The sequence below is a fragment of the Geobacillus sp. GHH01 genome (assembly GCF_000336445.1).
GTDB lineage: Bacteria > Bacillota > Bacilli > Bacillales > Anoxybacillaceae > Geobacillus > Geobacillus zalihae.
In genome coordinates this window covers 2,480,753-2,499,077 of the sequence record NC_020210.1, presented here as the reverse complement: position 1 = coordinate 2,499,077, position 18,325 = coordinate 2,480,753, and the positions used below count along the sequence as shown (strand labels likewise).

General features: G+C 53.1%; 20 protein-coding genes. 16 read left to right on the top strand and 4 right to left on the bottom strand.

Going from position 1 to position 18,325, the window contains the following annotated elements; genetic code table 11:
* Window positions 1-29: 29 nt before the first annotated feature.
* Window positions 30-404 (bottom strand): rhodanese-like domain-containing protein, encoded by a 375-nt coding sequence (locus tag GHH_RS12300; RefSeq protein WP_011231903.1) that lies wholly within the window; start codon window positions 402-404, stop codon window positions 30-32.
* A 209-nt stretch (window positions 405-613) separates the two neighbouring features.
* Between GHH_RS12300 and GHH_RS12295 the strand changes: the two genes are divergently transcribed.
* From GHH_RS12295 to GHH_RS12285, 3 genes are all read left to right on the top strand, one after another.
* Window positions 614-1,450: a biotin/lipoate A/B protein ligase family protein gene (locus GHH_RS12295; protein ID WP_012820562.1), complete on the top strand. Its 837-nt coding sequence runs from the start codon at window positions 614-616 to the stop codon at window positions 1,448-1,450.
* Window positions 1,451-1,704: 254 nt separating this feature from the next.
* Window positions 1,705-4,278, top strand: coding sequence for a vitamin B12-dependent ribonucleotide reductase (locus GHH_RS12290; RefSeq protein WP_015375389.1), 2,574 nt, complete (start codon window positions 1,705-1,707; stop codon window positions 4,276-4,278).
* Between the two features lie 131 nt (window positions 4,279-4,409).
* Window positions 4,410-5,822 (top strand): LysM peptidoglycan-binding domain-containing protein, encoded by a 1,413-nt coding sequence (locus GHH_RS12285; RefSeq protein WP_015375388.1) that lies wholly within the window; start codon window positions 4,410-4,412, stop codon window positions 5,820-5,822.
* A gap of 39 nt (window positions 5,823-5,861) precedes the next feature.
* Here GHH_RS12285 and GHH_RS12280 read toward each other — a convergent pair whose 3' ends face one another.
* Entirely contained in the window at window positions 5,862-6,197 is a 336-nt protein-coding gene (locus tag GHH_RS12280; RefSeq protein ID WP_015375387.1) for a hypothetical protein, read from the bottom strand.
* A gap of 214 nt (window positions 6,198-6,411) precedes the next feature.
* Here GHH_RS12280 and GHH_RS12275 point away from each other — a divergent pair, with 214 nt between their 5' ends.
* The 4 genes from GHH_RS12275 (at window position 6,412) to GHH_RS12260 (ending at window position 10,140) form a co-directional block, all read left to right on the top strand.
* A complete protein-coding gene (locus tag GHH_RS12275; RefSeq protein ID WP_033013471.1) occupies window positions 6,412-7,446 on the top strand; it encodes a DUF2332 domain-containing protein in 1,035 nt (344 codons plus the stop codon).
* A gap of 105 nt (window positions 7,447-7,551) precedes the next feature.
* Window positions 7,552-8,577, top strand: coding sequence for a spore photoproduct lyase (gene splB / locus GHH_RS12270; protein WP_015375385.1), 1,026 nt, complete (start codon window positions 7,552-7,554; stop codon window positions 8,575-8,577).
* 168 nt (window positions 8,578-8,745) lie between these two features.
* Window positions 8,746-9,171 carry a transcriptional regulator MntR gene (gene mntR / locus GHH_RS12265; RefSeq protein ID WP_011231898.1) on the top strand — a complete coding sequence of 142 codons (426 nt, stop codon included), beginning with the start codon at window positions 8,746-8,748 and terminating at the stop codon, window positions 9,169-9,171.
* Between the two features lie 87 nt (window positions 9,172-9,258).
* The gene (locus GHH_RS12260; RefSeq protein ID WP_015375384.1) at window positions 9,259-10,140 is read left to right on the top strand and encodes a patatin-like phospholipase family protein; all 882 of its coding nucleotides are present in this window, start codon (window positions 9,259-9,261) and stop codon (window positions 10,138-10,140) included.
* 78 nt (window positions 10,141-10,218) lie between these two features.
* Here GHH_RS12260 and GHH_RS12255 read toward each other — a convergent pair whose 3' ends face one another.
* Window positions 10,219-10,575 carry an SA1362 family protein gene (locus GHH_RS12255; RefSeq protein WP_013144760.1) on the bottom strand — a complete coding sequence of 119 codons (357 nt, stop codon included), beginning with the start codon at window positions 10,573-10,575 and terminating at the stop codon, window positions 10,219-10,221.
* Between the two features lie 22 nt (window positions 10,576-10,597).
* Window positions 10,598-11,533 (bottom strand): DUF1385 domain-containing protein, encoded by a 936-nt coding sequence (locus GHH_RS12250; protein WP_015375383.1) that lies wholly within the window; start codon window positions 11,531-11,533, stop codon window positions 10,598-10,600.
* A gap of 187 nt (window positions 11,534-11,720) precedes the next feature.
* On the opposite strand from GHH_RS12250, the gene GHH_RS12245 reads away from it, so the two are divergent.
* The 9 genes from GHH_RS12245 to spoIIIAE all read left to right on the top strand — a co-directional run bounded on the left by GHH_RS12245 (window position 11,721) and on the right by spoIIIAE (window position 18,321).
* A complete protein-coding gene (locus GHH_RS12245) occupies window positions 11,721-12,251 on the top strand; it encodes a YqhR family membrane protein (RefSeq protein WP_015375382.1) in 531 nt (176 codons plus the stop codon).
* A 667-nt stretch (window positions 12,252-12,918) separates the two neighbouring features.
* Window positions 12,919-13,980, top strand: coding sequence for a Xaa-Pro peptidase family protein (locus tag GHH_RS12230; RefSeq protein WP_015375381.1), 1,062 nt, complete (start codon window positions 12,919-12,921; stop codon window positions 13,978-13,980).
* Between the two features lie 27 nt (window positions 13,981-14,007).
* Entirely contained in the window at window positions 14,008-14,565 is a 558-nt protein-coding gene (gene efp / locus GHH_RS12225) for an elongation factor P (RefSeq protein WP_011231892.1), read from the top strand.
* 176 nt (window positions 14,566-14,741) lie between these two features.
* A complete protein-coding gene (locus GHH_RS12220; RefSeq protein WP_011231891.1) occupies window positions 14,742-15,023 on the top strand; it encodes a YqhV family protein in 282 nt (93 codons plus the stop codon).
* A 61-nt stretch (window positions 15,024-15,084) separates the two neighbouring features.
* Window positions 15,085-16,005: a stage III sporulation protein AA gene (spoIIIAA, locus tag GHH_RS12215; protein ID WP_011231890.1), complete on the top strand. Its 921-nt coding sequence runs from the start codon at window positions 15,085-15,087 to the stop codon at window positions 16,003-16,005.
* A complete protein-coding gene (gene spoIIIAB / locus GHH_RS12210) occupies window positions 16,002-16,514 on the top strand; it encodes a stage III sporulation protein SpoIIIAB (protein WP_011231889.1) in 513 nt (170 codons plus the stop codon). Before spoIIIAA ends, spoIIIAB begins: the two co-directional genes overlap by 4 nt.
* 15 nt (window positions 16,515-16,529) lie before the next feature.
* Complete coding sequence (gene spoIIIAC / locus GHH_RS12205) at window positions 16,530-16,736, top strand: stage III sporulation protein AC (RefSeq protein WP_011231888.1); 207 nt, start codon at window positions 16,530-16,532, stop codon at window positions 16,734-16,736.
* 21 nt (window positions 16,737-16,757) lie between these two features.
* On the top strand, window positions 16,758-17,144 hold the full coding sequence (spoIIIAD, locus tag GHH_RS12200; RefSeq protein ID WP_011231887.1) for a stage III sporulation protein AD: 387 nt from the start codon (window positions 16,758-16,760) through the stop codon (window positions 17,142-17,144).
* 13 nt (window positions 17,145-17,157) lie between these two features.
* Window positions 17,158-18,321 carry a stage III sporulation protein AE gene (spoIIIAE, locus tag GHH_RS12195; protein WP_015375380.1) on the top strand — a complete coding sequence of 388 codons (1,164 nt, stop codon included), beginning with the start codon at window positions 17,158-17,160 and terminating at the stop codon, window positions 18,319-18,321.
* Window positions 18,322-18,325 lie beyond the last annotated feature (4 nt).

The window sequence follows — 18,325 nt, the reverse complement described above, 5'->3', positions numbered from 1 at the left end:
TTGGGCAGAGCGCCTTTTTGGTTAACGGGCTACGCTTTTTTCTTCACTTTCCCGGTCCATGTTTTAAATCCGCCTTTTAAATGGTACAAGTCGCGGTATCCTTTTCGGTAGAGCATTTGCGCGGCCCGCCCGCTGCGCAGTCCGTTTTGGCAGTACAAATAGATCGGCTGGTCTTTGCGCAATTCTTTCATGCGCATGCGAAGCTGCGTGAGCGGGATGTTGCGAGCCCCTAAAATATGTCCAGCCGCAAACTCATCCGGTTCGCGGACGTCGACGAGTTGCGCTTTTCGATAACCGGCGCGGAACTCTTCCTCTGTCAATGCTTTGACAATTCTCTTCTGCCAGAAGTACGTAATGACGGAATACACGATGATTGCGCCGAGAATAATGAGCAATGCTTCCACCCGTCATGCCTCCTTTCGCTTCGTCTGCTATTTCCTATTATATAAAGTCGCCGCCGGGAAGCAAAGAGGTTTTCGTGATGCCATTTTTCTTTCCTTCACCGGCGTTGTTTGCTAAACTAATAAAGGCGGCCAAAAGCGTCCCGCCCCTTGGCGGTGGTCGACAAGCCGCCGCAGCGTTTAGAGTATGGAACAATAGAGAAGGTGGAACGATGGCAAAAGAAGTATGGCGCTTTATCGATTCCGGCTATTGCCCGCCGGCGTTCAATATGGCGCTCGATGAGGCGCTTCTCGATTGGCACAGCGAAGGCAAAATTCCGCCGACGATCCGCTTTTATGGCTGGAATCCGCCGACGTTGTCGATTGGTTATTTTCAAAAAGTGGAGAAAGAAATTGATTTAGAGGCGGTCAAACGGCACGGCCTCGGCTTTGTCCGTCGGCCGACCGGCGGGCGCGGCGTCCTGCACGATAAAGAATTGACATACAGCGTGATCGTCTCCGAGTCGCACCCGGCGATGCCGAAGACGGTGACGGAAGCATACCGCGTCATTTCCCAAGGCATTTTAGAGGGATTTCGTTATCTTGGATTGGATGCGTATTTTGCCGTGCCGAGGACAGAAGAAGAGAAAGCCGATTTGCGCAGCCCGCGTTCGGCTGTTTGTTTTGACGCGCCGTCATGGTACGAACTTGTCGTTGAGGGGCGGAAAATCGCCGGCAGCGCGCAAACGCGGCAAAAAGGCGTCATTTTGCAGCATGGTTCGATTTTGCTCGATTTGGACGAAGACTTGCTGTTCAGCTTGTTTAAATATCCAAACGAGCGGGTGAAAGAGCGTCTGCAGCGCGATTTTAAAAAGAAGGCGGTCGCGATCAATGAGTTGACGAGCCGCACGGTGACGATCGAGGAAGCGAAAGAGGCGTTTTACAAAGGATTTGAAAAAGGATTGAACATCGTATTGGAACCGTACACGCTCACCGCCGAAGAGCGGGCGTACGTCGAAGAGCTGGCGCGGACGAAATACGAAAGCGACGAATGGAACTTCAAGCGCTGAGCAGCGACGCGGTAAATCGTTCGTTTTCCGGCAAAAACAGCGGCACTCCCCCGTTTTTCTCCGCTTTTCGCCTTGTTTTGTTTTTTTTTGCTTGACAAAATGAAATCATTTGTTCTCTTTAACAATATATAGTATGATTTTCATAAAAAATCATACTATATATTGTTTTTTTCTGTTTGATATGGTAAGGTAGAGAAGACAGGACAACTTTGCCAAAAACATGAGAGATTATATAAAAGAGGAGAGATAGGAGAATGACGGTGGCGTCATCCGAAAAAATGAAGATCAATATTGACAAGCTGAACGAGGATATCCGCCTATTTCCGCAAGTGCATCCGATTACGCCGGATATGCACATCACCCATAAAGGCGTATCCCGTTTGGTCATGCTTGACCGGTATTCATTCAAAGATACGGAGAAGCTGACGCTCACACCGGGCGACTTCGTCGTGTTGACGATCAAGGAGGATCCGAAATTCCCGGCACGAGGGCTCGGGTTTATCGTCGACATCGATTGGGAGGCGAAAAAGGCGCGCGTGTTGATTGAAGACGAATACCGGCACGTGCTCGAAGGGGAAGAGGCGGAGACCGGCATTGTGGTTCGGTCGCTCGACATTATTGATAAGCCGCTCGAGATTTTCTATGAGCAAATCGCCAAGCGCAATGCGACCGGGCTGGCGGCGGTGGAAAAGACGGAAGAAAAGCGGAAAGAGTGGTTCGAAAAGTTTTATCAAGAGCTCGCAAGCTTGAATTTTGTTCCGGCCGGCCGCGTGTTGTACGGGGCGGGTTCGGGCAAGGAAGTGACGTATTTCAACTGCTATGTGATGCCGTTTGTGAAAGACTCGCGCGAAGGAATTTCCGAACATCGGAAGCAGGTGATGGAAATCATGAGCCGCGGCGGCGGCGTTGGGACGAACGGCTCGACATTGCGGCCGCGCCATACGCTTGCGCGCGGGGTGAACGGCAAATCGTCCGGGTCGGTCTCGTGGCTTGACGATATTGCGAAGCTGACCCACCTTGTCGAGCAAGGTGGCTCCCGCCGCGGCGCCCAAATGATTATGCTTGCCGACTGGCACCCGGACATTATCGAATTCATCGTCTCGAAAATGCAAAACCCGCGCATTTTGCGCTACCTGCTCGAAAATATGGAAGACGAAGGCATCAAAAAAGCAGCGCGCGACAAACTGAAATTTACGCCGCTCACCGAGCGGGAGCGGGCGATGTACGAAGCGATCGTCCGATACAAGAACGCGCCTGACTACGGCGGTTTCACCGAAGACATCATCAAAGACGCCGAAGAAAAACTGCGCACCGGCGGTACATATACGGTGCACAACCCAGACTTTTTGACCGGTGCGAACATTTCCGTCTGCTTGACGAAAGAGTTCATGGAAGCGGTCGAAAAGGACGAAGAATACGCGCTCCGCTTCCCGGACGTGGAAACCTATTCCGAAGAGGAAATGCGCATTTACAACGAAAAATGGCATGAAGTCGGCGATGTACGCGAATGGGAGAAAATGGGCTATCGCGTCCGCGTCTACCGGAAAATCCGTGCCCGCGAACTGTGGAAGCTGATCAACATTTGCGCGACGTATTCGGCCGAGCCGGGCATTTTCTTCATCGACAACGCCAACGAAATGACGAACGCCCGCGCGTACGGGCAAAAAGTCGTTGCGACCAACCCGTGCGGGGAACAACCGTTGGCACCGTATTCGGTGTGCAATCTGGCCGCCATTAACTTGGCGAACATGGTCGACAAAGAACGGAAGGTCGTGGACTACGAAAAACTGAAACGCACGGTCGAAATCGGGGTGCGGATGCAAGACAACGTCATTGACGCCACGCCGTACTTCCTTGAGGAAAACAAAAAACAAGCGCTCGGCGAGCGCCGCATCGGCCTTGGCGTCATGGGGCTTGCAGACTTGCTCATTTACTGCGAAAAAGCGTACGGCTCTGAGGAAGGAAACCAGCTTGTCGATGAGCTGTTCCGCACGATCGCCACGACCGCATACCGGGCATCGATCGAGCTGGCGAAAGAAAAAGGCAGCTTCCCGTTTCTTGTCGGCGAAACGGAGGAAGAGACGCGCAAGCTGCGTGAAGCGTTCATCAACACCGGCTACATGAAACGGATGCCGGAAGATATTCGTCAAGATATTTTGAAATACGGCATCCGCAACTCGCACTTGCTGACGGTGGCGCCGACGGGATCGACGGGAACGATGGTCGGCGTCTCAACCGGGCTTGAGCCGTACTTCTCGTTCTCGTACTACCGGAGCGGGCGCTTGGGCAAATTTATCGAAGTGAAAGCGGACATCGTCCAAGAATATTTGGACAAACACCCGGAAGCCGACCCGAACCACTTGCCGCCTTGGTTTGTGACGGCGATGGACTTGCCGCCGGAAGCGCACGCCGATGTGCAGTGCATCATTCAACGTTGGGTCGACTCGAGCTTGTCGAAAACGGTCAACGCGCCGAAGGGCTACACCGTCGAGCAAGTGCAAAAAGTGTACGAGCGTTTATGGCGTTGCGGTGCGAAAGGCGGAACCGTCTATGTCGACGGCAGCCGCGATGCGCAAGTGTTGACGTTAAAGGCTGAGGAGAATCGGATTGAAGAGCAACTTGAACTGCTTCCAGAGGAGCTCGAGGAAAAAGAGACGAAACGCCCCGTCGTGCTCGTTGATACGATTCAAGATGTGCGCGCCACCGATGTGACAATCGGTTCCGAAATCGGCAATATTTGCCCGATTTGCCGCGAAGGGACGATCGAAGAGATCGGCGGCTGCAACACGTGCACAAGCTGCGGCGCGCAGCTGAAGTGCGGCCTGTAATGGCGATACGAATGGGTTTGAATGGATGAAACGCTGGTTTCCGTAGAGGAACCGGCGTTTTTTTTTTTTTTTACATAAAAGGCAAAAGCCAAAATATAGTGGTAAAAGGAGGGAACGAAAGGGGGAGCGTCATGATTGTTCATGTCGTAAAGCGCGGGGAGACGCTTTGGCAGTTGGCTCAGCGTTACGGCGTTCCACTCGAGCGGATTGTCGCCGCCAATGAACTGAGCGACCCGAACCGGCTAGCCGTTGGCCAAGCGCTCGTCATCCCGGTTCCATATCGTTACCATACGGTCCGCACAGGGGAAACGTTATGGCAAATTGCGCGCCAGTATGGAGTGGCGGTCGAAGCGATTATACAGGCGAACCGGATCACGAATCCGTCGCTCCTTTATCCAGGGACAACGTTGTTCATCCCAGCGCGCATCCATACGGTGCGAAGCGGGGAGACGCTGGCGCAAATCGCTTCGTTCTACGGAGTGACGGTTCAGCAGCTGATCGAAGTAAACGATATTACCGATCCGAACCGGATCGTCCCCGGACAGCGGCTCATCATCCCGCCGGCGAAGCCGCTCATCGAGGTGAACGCATTTACGGTGGACCAAGGGGAGAAAGGAGCGGAGCAAGTGCGCGAAGTCGGCCGCCATTTGACCTATGCCGCGCCATTCGCCTACACGATCCGCGCCGATGGCGGGCTCAATCCGATCAATGATACAGCATTCATTCAGGCGGCTTATGCCGCCCGTGTCGTGCCGATGATGACGATCACGAACTTTACGTACCAAGACCCGGGCTCGAGGCTGGCGCAGACGATTCTGGCCGACGTTGCGCTGCAAACGCGATTGCTTGACAACGTCATTCAAGTGATGCGAGCAAAAGGGTACCGCGCGTTGAATGTCGATTTTGAAAATGTCTATCCGTCCGACCGCAAGCGGTATAACGAGTTTTTGCAGCGGGCGGCCAACCGGCTTCACGCCGAAGGGTATGTTTTATCGACGTCGCTGGCGCCCAAAATAAGCGCTGAACAAAAAGGGCTGCTGTACGAAGCGCACGACTACCCAGCCCACGGACGCATCGCTGATTTTGTTGTCCTTATGACCTATGAGTGGGGCTACCGATTTGGGCCGCCGCAAGCCATTTCGCCGGTGAATCAAATTCGGCGCGTGCTCGATTATGCGGTGACCGCCATTCCGCGTAGCAAAATCATGATGGGGTTTCAAATTTATGCCCGCGACTGGGTGCTGCCGCACGTGCAAGGGCAAGAGGCGGAAACGTTCAGTCCGAAAGAGGCGCTAGAGCGCGCCATTCGCTACGGGGCGTCCATCCAATACGATGCGGCGGCCGCCTCGCCGTTTTACCGGTACACGGACGAGCAAGGCCGCCAGCACGAAGTATGGTTTGAAGACGCCCGCAGCGCGTTGGCGAAATTTGAATTGGTGAAAGAATACGGATTGCGCGGAATCAGCTACTGGGTGCTCGGGTATCCGTATCCGGAAAACTGGGTGCTGTTAGAAGACAATTTCCGCATTCGCAAGCGGGGATAAGCGGTTCGAGCGTATGCGCCGGTCATCGGGCATGCGCTTTTACTTTGTTTCTTGGAGTTCGAGCCGCTTTTTTAGCTGATAAATTTCCAGATCGTGCTGGCCGATCTTATGGTTTAAATATTCAATCGCAATGTTCGCGTTGCGCCAATCATGTGACAATATCTCGAACATGCGCCGATGGTCGGCCAGCTCGTCCTCGATTTTTTTGAAATGGCTGCGCGTCTCGATAATGAAATGGTCCAACTTTTCCTCGAGGCGTTGTTGCTGTTCTTCGAGGCGTTGCTGTCCGGCTTCTAGGCGGTCGAGGCGTTCATGAATCGGCTGCAACTCCTCTTTCAGCACCGAGCGAAGCAATTCGACAAGCTCGTGAGACATTCTGCATCCCTCCTTTCAGTTTAGTTTTATTGTATCATTGCGTTCATGAGCTGTCATGGCAAATCGCAAAGGTGTGCGAATGTTTTGCAGGGCAATCTGTATGTTGGAACGAATATAGTAAGCGAAAGGATCGAGTTTCTAGTTGATGGAATTCAATGGCATGAAGAGAGCGAAGAATGTTGTGAAAAGTCGAAGAATAAGGGAGATGATCAAGTTGAATTTCACATGGGTCGCTGAACGGTTTCGACGTTTTGCTGTTCATGAATGCCGTGGTTCTAGCCCGTTGTATGAACAGCTTTCTCTCCATATTGCCAGAGATGAGAAGCTTCTCTATCTTGCTTCGCATGCCCGCAGCGGTCAACCGATTCCCAACTTGTTGTTCGGAGCGGTGCATGATTTGTTGCTAAAAGGGTATGAACATGGGTTGCGCGAATTTTACGGAAGTATTGTTAAGGAGCCGCGGGCACCGGAAGCTGCTTTTCCTTATTTTCGCGATTTTTGTCTTCGTTACTGGGAGGATATAAAGAACATTTTGGTTCACCGGCTCGTGCAAACCAATGAAGTCCGGCGTTGTGCATATTTATACCCCGTGTTTTGTTGCATTTATGAACAAGTGAAAAAGCCTTTGTCACTCATTGAAATTGGCACAAGCGCCGGTCTGCAATTGGCTTGGGATCAGTACCGGTACGATTATGGCTGGGGGCGTCCGTACGGAAATCTGGATTCTGATGTCCTTATTGCATCAAACATTCGTGGCGACCAACGGCCATTATTGTTGCCGGAAAGCCCGCCGGTCGCTGAACGGATCGGTATCGATTTGCATGTGATTGACTTGAAAAAAGAGGATGATCGACGATGGATGAAGGCGCTCATTTGGCCCGAACATAAAGACCGGCGCCAATTGTTTGAAAAGGCAGCCCGATGTCTGGAACAAACGCCGATTCGTCTGATCGAGGGAGACGGGGTTGAACTTCTCTCTGATCTTGTTGCACAAGTTCCGTCCGATACCGTTGTTTGCATCTTCCACACGCATGTCGCGAACCAAATGTCAGATGAGGCAAAGCGTGGATTGCTTGAGCAGCTTCGTGAAATCGGCCGCCAACGGGATTTGTTCCATGTGTATAACAATATGTGGGATCCGAAACTGCATCTGGATCGCATGATCAATGGCCGAGAATGCCGGCAAATCGTTGCCGAAACCGACGGCCATGCCCGCTGGTTTCGTTGGGAGGCGGATGGATGTGGATGAGGAGGCGACAAGGAAACGAAAAAAGAATTCCAAATAAAGTAAGATAACGACTCCCCCGTTCTCGTCCATACTAAACTGTAAAGATGGACGAAATGGGGGAAAACGATGAAACCGTTTGTGCCAAAACTTGTGTATTTCGAACCGGAGGCGTTGTCGTACCCGCTCGGAAAGGAATTGTACGAGAAATTTACACAAATGGGAATCGAGATTCGCGAGACGACATCGCACAACCAAGTGCGCGGCATTCCGGGAGAGACGGAGCTAGCCCGGTATCGAAATGCGAAATCGACGCTCGTTGTTGGCGTGCGGCGGACGCTGAAATTTGATTCATCGAAGCCGTCAGCCGAATACGCCATTCCGTTGGCAACCGGATGTATGGGCCATTGCCATTATTGCTATTTGCAAACGACATTAGGAAGCAAGCCATATATCCGCGTGTATGTCAACTTGGACGACATTTTCGCCCAGGCGCAAACGTATATTGACGAGCGCGCACCTGAGATCACTCGTTTCGAGGCGGCATGCACGTCCGACATTGTCGGGATCGATCATTTGACCCATTCGCTGAAAAAAGCGATTGAGTTTATTGGCGCGACCGACTACGGGCGGCTCCGATTTGTGACGAAGTATGAGCATGTCGACCATTTGCTTGATGCCAAGCATAACGGCAAAACGCGGTTTCGCTTCAGCGTCAACTCCCGCTATGTGATCAACCATTTCGAGCCGGGAACGTCCTCCTTTGACGCGCGGCTTCAAACAGCGCGCAAAGTGGCCGGTGCCGGCTATAAGCTCGGCTTTGTCGTCGCGCCGATTTACCGGCATGACGGCTGGGAACAAGGGTATTTTGAATTGTTTCAGGAGCTCGCCCGGCAATTGGAAGGGGTGGACTTATCTGATTTGACGTTTGAGCTCATCCAGCATCGGTTTACCAAGCCGGCCAAGCGGGTCATCGAGCAGCGTTACCCGAAAACCAAGCTCGATTTGGACGAATCGAAGCGCAAGTATAAGTGGGGGCGGTACGGCATCGGCAAATATGTGTACCGTGACGAGGAAGCGCGGGAGCTGGAGGAAACCATGCGCTCGTATATTGCTCGCTTTTTTCCATCGGCCCAAGTGCAGTATTTTACGTAATGTTCCCTTCATGGTATAATGGGATTGATTGCTATTTTTTGTTTGCCTGGGCGGCCGACTGGCCCGGCAGCGTCTAGCCGAAGCGGGCAAAGCGGCAATGTTCATGAGAGATGCTGACGGCCGCTGCACTTGTCTGCGGCAGACAAATGTAATGGGAGGGGACAAACGTTGCCGACACCAAGCATGGAAGATTATATTGAGCAAATTTACATTTTGATTGAAGAAAAGGGCTATGCCCGCGTCTCTGACATCGCTGAAGCGTTGTCCGTCCATCCCTCCTCGGTGACGAAAATGGTGCAAAAGCTCGATAAAGATGAGTATTTAGTGTATGAGAAATACCGCGGACTCGTCTTGACGCCAAAAGGAAGAAAAATCGGCCAGCGGCTCGTCTACCGCCATGAGCTGCTTGAGCAGTTTCTCCGTTTGATCGGTGTCAGCGAAGAAAACATTTACCGCGACGTGGAAGGGATTGAACACCATTTGAGCTGGAACGCCATCGACCGGATCGGCGATTTGGTGCAGTATTTTCAAGAGGACGAACGCCGCCTTGAAGCGCTGCGCGATGTCCAAAAGCGCAATGAACAAGGAGAGTAAGCCGATGCTTGCTCTTTTTTGTTTGCCGTACTAAATGCCCTCCTTTTTTCTTACATATGTATAAACGGCAAAAAGGGGGAGGCGGCGGTGGACATTGATCTTGTCTTTTCCGGCGGCGGGGTGAAAGGGTTTGCGTTGCTTGGAGCGTATGAAGCGATTGAGGAAAAAGGTCTGCGCTGGAAGCGGCTTGCCGGCACGAGTGCGGGAGCGTTGCTTTCGGCGTTGCTATCGGCAGGCTACAGCGCCCGCGACATCGCCCGACTGCTTGAGGAGTTGGAGTTGGAGCAGTTTTTGGATGAACGGCCGCTATGGATTCCGTTTTCGCTTTGGAAATGGGTGCGCTTGTATTGGCATCTTGGGCTGTATCAAGGAAAGGCGTTTGAGCGGTGGCTCGAGGCGGCGCTCGCCGCCCGCGGCGTGCGGACGTTTCAAGATGTGCCGGCCGGCAGTTTGTATATCGTCGCTTCCGATGTGACGAACGGGCGCATCGTCGTGCTGCCGGACGATTTAGCCATATACGGCATTGACCCTGGGTCGTTTTCCATCGCCAAGGCAGTGCGGATGAGCATCAGCATTCCTTATTTCTTTGAGCCGGTCCGCCTTCGCGGGCGAAACGGTGTGGCTTTCATTGTCGACGGGGGGGTGCTCAGCAACTTTCCGCTGTTTTTGTTCGATGAAGAAAAGAAGAAAAAACGGCCGGTGCTGGGCGTTCAGCTGAGCCCAAAACCAGGGGAGCGGCCGAAACGAACGATCACCAATGCGCTCGATTTGTATGAGGCGCTGTTTGCGGCCATGAGAGAGGCGCATGATGCGCGCTACATTTCGCGTCGCCATGAAAAAAACATCGTCTTTTTGCCGGTGGACAACGTTATTTCTACGGAATTTTCCATCGAACTGGAAGCGCGCCGGCGCCTGATCGATTACGGACGCGAGCGGACGCGGCAGTTTTTGCGCCAATGGGCGTACTAGACGGGAAAGCGACAATAGGTCACACCTCTGCCGCCGATTTTTCAGCTGAACGGCAGAGGCAAACAAAAAAGAATCAAGCTAAAACGAAGCTCGATTCTTTTTTTTGCCTTTTTTGCCCTCGATCACGGTCAAGTGCGGAATGGCCGTCCGTTTTTTCAGCGGCCGCTTCAGTTTCGCCGGCTTTGCTTGTTTGCGCCCGGAGCGGGGATGGAGCTTTTTCGACTGCCGCACCGCCTTTAAATACGATAACCGATCTTTATCGGTGCGGCGTTGGTATACGAACCGGTAGAAGAGATAAATGGCGGCCAAAAACAGCGCAACAAACAACAGCTGGCGGAACAGCACCGTCGGATGGGCAAAAAGGGTATAGACAATGCCAAGCGTTCCAAGCAAAATCATAAGCCCGACAAGCGGATGAATGGCCCGGCGCCGCAATGAGTCCACCCCCTTTGATCGATTACTGCACCGCTTGTTTCCTTTCGGCTTCCGCTTCCAAATCGAGAAGCCGCTGAAACGAGGCGATGGCCACTTCCACTTGGTCATCGTCCGGTTCTTTTGTCGTCAACCGCTGCAGCCATAGCCCGGGATAACCAAGCCAGCGAAGCAGCGGAATATCTCTCAATTTATTTGTAAACTGCAAGACTTCAAACGAAACGCCAAGCACGACAGGAATTAAAGCGAGCCTGTTTGCGATTCGCAGCCAAAGCGGATCCGTCGGCACGAACAAATAAAGGAATAAGCTGATCATGACCGTAAATAAAATGAAGCTGCTGCCGCATCGGTAGTGAAGGCGCGAGGCGCGCTGGACGTGCTCAACAGTGAGCGGCCACCCCGCTTCAAAGGCGTTGATGACTTTATGTTCCGCCCCGTGGTATTGGAACACGCGCCTAACAAGCGGCGTCAATGAAATAAAGTAAATGTAGCCGAGCAAAAGAGCAAGCTTAAAGGCTCCTTCAAGCAAAATTTGCCCCATTTTCCCCGGTACGAGCGGTTTAAAGGCGTCGGCGGCGAGCGCCGGAACGAGCGTAAAAATGGTTTTGGCGAATAAAAACGATAGCACGCCGATGACGGCGGCGCCGAGAATCAGCCCGAATTTGGAGCGGCTTTCTTCGGCGGCCTGTTTTTCGTCCGAGGACGCCTCATATTGTTCGCTGGCAAACTGCAAATGCTTGGCCCCGTTTGCGCTCGCCTCAATAATGGCGACAATGCCGCGGACAAACGGGATTTTTTTCAGGGCAGCCAGCGTCGGATGGCTGCGGCGAGGCAGCGTAAAATAGTCAATCGTCCCGTCATGGCGGCGAATAGCGGTGACGGAGTGCGTCTTGCCAGCAAACATCACCCCTTCAACGACCGCTTGGCCGCCGTATAACGGTTTCTCCATTGATGATTTCATCAGGCCAACACCAACCTATTTTTTATGTTTATTATTTTATTCTACAAGAAATATCCGGAAACCTCTAGGTTGATGCTACGATTATGATTTCCAAAAAATCCATGATTTACACAAGAGCGGTCATTTTTTTCGTTTGATTCATGGGACGGTCGGCTTTCGGTCATACTACCAGACAAGGAGGTGCACGATGATGGCGGAACAAAAAGGGGAGCTCGAGCAAGAGAAAACGGAGCGGCCGATGACGCTCATACAAAAAACGATCATCATCGGGTTTGTCGGCGGGGTGTTTTGGAGTTTGATCGGCTATTTGGCCTATTTTTTCCATTTCAGTGAAATCAGTCCGAATATGATTCTCATCCCGTGGGTGGCCGGGGACTGGAAATATGGGAAAGCCGGCAATTATGCGGCCATCGTGCTGATCGGCATCATTTCCATTGCGGCGGCGCTTTTGTACTATGCGTTCCTGCGCAAGATCGCCGGTATGTGGGCGGGAATTGTATATGGCGTGGTGCTTTGGATGATGGTCTTTTATTTGTTTAATCCACTGTTTCCAAACGTCCAACCAGTTGCAGACTTAGAAGCGAATACGATTATTACGACGCTTTGCCTATACATTTTATATGGCGTATTTGTCGGCTATTCGATTTCGTTTGAAACGCAAGAAATGAATCGACCGGCGTCAAATGTCGGAAAAGAGGAGGCAAATGAAGGAAACTGATGAAGCTTCTTTTCGCTCTCACCCGCTCGAGTGAGTGCTGCATCAAGCGCCGCGCGGATGTCTAGCGGAAACGACCATCTTTATGGTAAAATAAAGAAGGTTTTGGAACGTTTCAGCATCAGGCGTGTTGATGAACCAATAAAAACCAGATGAGAAGGCTCTGTTCCCAGTCTTTCTGCCGTCGTCGGCAAGCGGTTCGCTTGCCGACTGGGCATATGACGGCATGCTCTCCTCAAACAATGAACGCTTTGCTGGCAAATGACATTTGCCAGCCGGCGTTCTTGTTCGAGGGAAGAGACAGAAAAGCTTGTGTTCAGCCATATGATTCTGTGTTTTTTTATCAATTTGAAGTTTTCGAATTTGTAGCTTTTACTGAGCATTGGATCGGCGTGACGGAGGCAAGCAAAGGCTTGCCCTCGACAGTCGAAAAATCGATAAGTGGCTTTTCTGTCAAAGATATGTTAAACGTTTTGGTTGCACCTATATAGTAAAATAATGGATCATCAACACTTGTGTTTCACCATCAGTCCATGGCTGCTGCGGGCGCTGCGTGAAACTGGCGCGCCTACGAGGTCTTTCGCGTCATCCTGACCGCGAAGATTTTCTCCGCTCTCGACGCAGGCAGCCAAGGAGACGAGCACACTCTAAGGGAAGAGGAGACGGAAACATGGAAAAGCTGGAAAAGCTTCGGGAGCTTCTTGACGAGCAGCATATCGACGGGCTGTTAATCACAAACGGCTACAACCGCCGCTATTTGACCGGGTTTACTGGCACGGCCGGCGCTGTACTTGTCAGCCGTCAAGGGGCGGTGTTGGTTACGGACTTCCGCTACGTCGAACAAGCATCGAGGCAAGCCCAAGGGTTTGAAGTCGTCCAGCACAGCGGGCCGATCATCGAAGAAATTGCCAATCAGGTGAAGCGGCTTGGCATCAAGAGGCTTGGCTTTGAGCAAGAACATGTCACCTATGCCGCATACAAGTCGTATGAAGAAGCCATCCGCGCTGAACTCGTGCCAACGTCTTGGCTCGTAGAAAAATTGCGCTTGATTAAGTCAGAGGCAGAGATTAAGATATTAAAGGAAGCAGCAGAAATCGCCGATGCGGCGTTTTCGCACATTTTGTCGTTCATCCGTCCAGGCGTTAAAGAAATCGAAGTGGCGAATGAGCTGGAATTTTTTATGCGCAAACAAGGGGCGTCTTCGTCCTCCTTTGATACGATCGTTGCCTCCGGCTACCGTTCGGCGCTGCCGCACGGGGTGGCGTCAGAGAAAACGATCGAGCGCGGCGAGCTCGTCACGCTTGATTTCGGGGCTTACTATAAAGGGTATTGTTCCGATATGACGAGAACGGTCGCCGTCGGCGACATTAGCGCGGAGTTGCGGACGATCTATGACATCGTTCTTGAAGCGCAGCAACGAGGCATGAACGGGCTCAAGGCAGGCATGACCGGCAAGGAAGCCGATGCGCTCACGCGCGATTACATCCGCGAAAAAGGGTATGGCGACTATTTCGGCCATTCGACCGGCCATGGGATTGGATTGGAAATTCACGAAGGACCGACGCTTTCGTTCCGTTCGGATGTCGTGCTTGAGCCAGGCATGGTTGTCACCGTCGAGCCGGGCATTTACATCCCGGGGCTTGGCGGGGTGCGCATCGAGGACGATACGGTCATCACTGCTGACGGGAACGAAGCGCTCACCCATTCGCCAAAAGAACTGATCATTTTATAATGGATTGCGTGAGGAGGATTTCGGCTAATGATTTCAGTCAACGATTTTCGCACAGGACTTACGATTGAGGTGGACGGCGAGATTTGGCGCGTCCTTGAATTCCAGCACGTCAAGCCGGGCAAGGGGGCGGCGTTCGTCCGTTCGAAGCTGCGCAATTTGCGCACCGGCGCCATTCAGGAGCGGACGTTCCGCGCCGGCGAAAAAGTGAACCGGGCGCAAATCGACACACGCAAAATGCAATATTTGTACGCCAACGGCGACCAACACGTTTTTATGGATATGGAAACGTACGAACAAATCGAGCTGCCGGCGAAACAAATCGAGCATGAACTGAAGTTCTTGAAAGAGAATATGGAAGTATTTATTATGATGTACCAAGGCGAAACGATCGGCGTCGAGCTGCCGAACACCGTCGAGCTGAAAGTCGTTGAAACAGAGCCGGGCATTAAAGGTGACACCGCTTCTGGCGGCTCGAAGCCGGCGAAGCTCGAAACCGGCCTTGTCGTTCAAGTGCCGTTTTTCGTCAACGAAGGCGACACGCTCATCATTAATACGGCCGATGGCACGTACGTTTCGCGGGCGTAAGCGCAAGCCCGACAGGCACCGTCTCGGACACCTTCCGGGGCGGTGTTTTTTATGCGCAAAATGGGCGCCGTTTTGCTCTCCCCCATCGTTTTCCTCAGTAAAAACTTCTTCTGAAACGGCTTGTTTTCGCATACGTTTGTACTAATCGATCCCATTTGGCAAAACAGGAGGGGAACATGAAACATTGGCTGCGATCGATCGACCCGTCCGTTATGGCCATGGCTGGCATGCGGATGGTGTCCGCGTTCATTGAACTGAGCGCGGCGCTGTTGATGCTTGTGTTCAATGACGTGAAAAAAGCGCTTGCCGTTAATGCCGCGCTTGCTGTCGTCGGTCCAACCGTCATGATGGTGACCATGGCGATTGGACTGCTTTCGCTTGCGGACGAGCTCTCGTTTTCACGGCTTGGGCTTGTGGCGCTCGGGATAGCGCTCATTTTGTTCGCAATTTACAAGTAAGGCATAAACGGCGCATTCCGCCCATACATATGAACTAGTCCACAAGAAAAGGGGGAGGGCCATGGAAGCGGTGTGGGGAATTTTGCCGAAAACGGTCGCCGCCGCGTTGCAGCACCATCTTCCTTCATGCCGCCGCGGAATTGAAGAAATCCGCATCCGCGTCTCCCGGCCGCTTGAGGTGATCGTCGACGGAACGGCCCGATTGCTGCCGTATGAAGTGACGAAAGAAGACGGCGTGCATTTGCTCAACAAATTGAGTCATTATTCGATCTATGCCGTCGAAGAAGAGCTGAAGCGCGGATTTATGACGATTGAGGGGGGGCATCGCGTTGGGCTGGCCGGCAAAGTCATTACTGAAGGGGGCAAGGTGAAAGCGATCCGCGATGTTTCCTCGTTTAACATTCGCATCGCCAAGGAACAGATCGGCATCGCCGAGCCGCTGATTCCGTATGTGTACGACGGCCGCTGGCGTCATACGATGATCATCGGCTCGCCGCAGACGGGAAAAACGACGCTCCTGCGCGATGCGGCGCGCTTGATTAGCAGCGGGACGAGGCGCATTCCGGCGCAAAAGGTGGCGATCGTTGACGAACGATCGGAAATCGCTGGCTGTGTGAAAGGGATTCCTCAGTTTTCGTTCGGCCCGCGCCTTGACGTGTTGGACGCCTGCCCGAAAGCGGAAGGGATGATGATGATGATCCGCTCGATGAGCCCTGATGTCATGATTGTCGACGAAATCGGGCGCGAGGAGGACAGCGAGGCAGTGCTTGAAGCGGCCAATGCTGGCGTCTCTGTATGGACGACTGTGCACGGCCGCAACATCCAAGACGTCTGGCAGCGTCCGACGCTCGGACCGGTGATGGAACAAAAGGTGTTTGAACGGTTTATTGAGCTGACGAACATTCCCCATCCCGGCTCAATCCGACGCATTCTCGACGCTGGCGGAACGGTGCTGTATGAAAGGGCGGTGGTCCATCGATGAAATGGTTTGGCGCTCTGTTGATTCTCGCCGCCTCAACATGGCTTGGGTTTGCCGCCGCCCGCGTGTTGCACGAGCGGCCGCGCCAGCTCCGCCAGCTGAAAGCGGCGCTGAGGGCGCTTGAGGCGGAAGTGATGTATGGCCATACGCCGCTTGCCGACGCCGCTATGCATCTCGCCCGGCAAACGGCCGCCCCGTTGTCCGAATTGTTCGAGCGGTTTGCCGCCGCGTTATGCACAGAAGAAACGAGCGCCGCCGAGGCATGGGAAAAAAGCTTGCGAGCCGTATGGGGAAAAACCGCTCTAAAGCAAGGAGAATTTGAAGTGATGAAACAATTTGGCGCCACGCTTGGCCAATACGACCGGCTCACCCAGCAAAGGCAAATCGCGCTGGCGCTCGCCCATCTTGAGCGGGAGGAAGCGGAAGCGCTAGACAACCAGGCGCGCTACGCCAAGATGGCGAAAAGTTTAGGCGTGTTGGCCGGCCTGCTGCTCGTCATTTTACTCATGTAGACAGGAGGCAGAATCATGGGCATCGATGTCGATCTCATTTTGAAAATCGCCGGCGTCGGCATCGTCATCGCGTTTTTGCATACGGTGCTCGATCAGATGGGGAGGAAAGAATACGCCCAATGGGTGACGCTGCTCGGCTTTATTTATATTTTGTTTATGGTCGCTTCCATCGTCAGCGATTTGTTCCAAAAAATCAAGGATGTCTTTTTGTTCCGCGGGTAGGAGGGATCGGCCATTGACATTTTGCAAATCGTCGGCCTCGGGTTGATCGCGACGTTTTTGGTCGTGTTGCTGCAAGAGCAAAAGTCGAATCTCGCCTTTTTGTTGACCGTGTTTGTCGGCTGCACCATTTTTCTGTTGTTGGTCGATCAAATCAGCAGCATTTTGGCGATGTTGCGAAAAATGGCCGAAGGCGCCCATATTCAGATGGTGTATTTAGAGACGATGCTGAAAATCATCGGCATTGCCTACATTGCCGAGTTCGCTGCCCAAATTTCCAAAGACGCCGGCCAAGGGGCGATCGCCGCCAAAATTGAGCTCGGCGGAAAAATCATCATTTTGGCGCTGGCGGTCCCGATTTTGACGGCGATCATTGAAGCGGTCATCGGCCTCATCCCGTCGGCGCGCTAAAGGGGGGAACGGATTGAAGCGAACAGCGTTCCTTATTGTCGGGCTGCTTTCTCTCTTTTTTTGTCCGTTGGTCGTACAAGCCGCAAGCGATGGACCGTCGGTCAGCGAGCAGCTCGCTCAGCTCGATGTGAGCGATATCCGCCGCTATTGGGAAACGATCGTCAGCGAGTATGGAGGGTTTTTGCCGGAAAGCGAGAAAGGGCCGCTCACCGATTTTTTAAGCGGCGACAAGCAATGGTCGCCGGCCGAATGGCTGAAGGCGCTCGCCCGCTATTTGTTTTATGAACTGCAGGTGAACGGCAAACTGCTCGGCACGCTCATTTTGCTTGCTGTCTTCAGCACGGTGCTGCAATCGCTGCAAAATGCGTTCGCTCAGCAGGAAGTAAGCAAAATCGCCCAGGCGGTCGTCTATATGGTGCTCTTGTTGATCGCCTTAAACAGCTTTCGCCTCGCGGCGGATTATGCGCTTGAGGCGGTGCGGACGATGAGCCATTTCATCATCGCCCTCGTTCCGCTGCTGCTCGCCCTGCTCGCCACTTCCGGCGGGGTCGCGTCGGCGGCGTTTTTCCACCCGATCATTTTGTTTGTGATGAACACCACCGGCACGGTCGTTGAATACGTCACCTTGCCGCTTTTGCTTCTGGCTGCGCTGCTTTCGGTCGTCAGCACGCTCAGCGACCGTTACAAGGCGACTCAGCTCGCCGATTTGCTCAACAAAGCCTCCCTCGGTTTGCTCGGCCTCATTTTGACCGTGTTCCTTGGCGTCATGTCCGTGCGAGGAGCGACAGCGGCCGTGGCTGACGGCGTGGCGCTCCGGGCGGCGAAATTTGTCACCGGCAATTTCATCCCGGTCGTCGGCAAGCTGTTCACTGATGCCGCCGATACGGTCGTCGCCGCTTCCATGCTGTTGAAAAATACGGTCGGGTTGGTCGGGGCGGCGATTTTGCTCATGATCGCCATCTTTCCAGCGGTGAAAATTTTCGCCATCGTCATCGTCTACAAACTATCGGCTGCTCTTCTGCAGCCGCTTGGCGGCGGACCGGTATTGTCCTGCCTCAACATCATCGGCAAAAGCATCGCTTACGTGCTGGCGGCGCTGCTCATTGTGTCGCTCATGTTTTTCTTAAGCCTCACCATCATGGTGATGGCCGGGAACATTACGATGATGGTCCGCTAGGGGG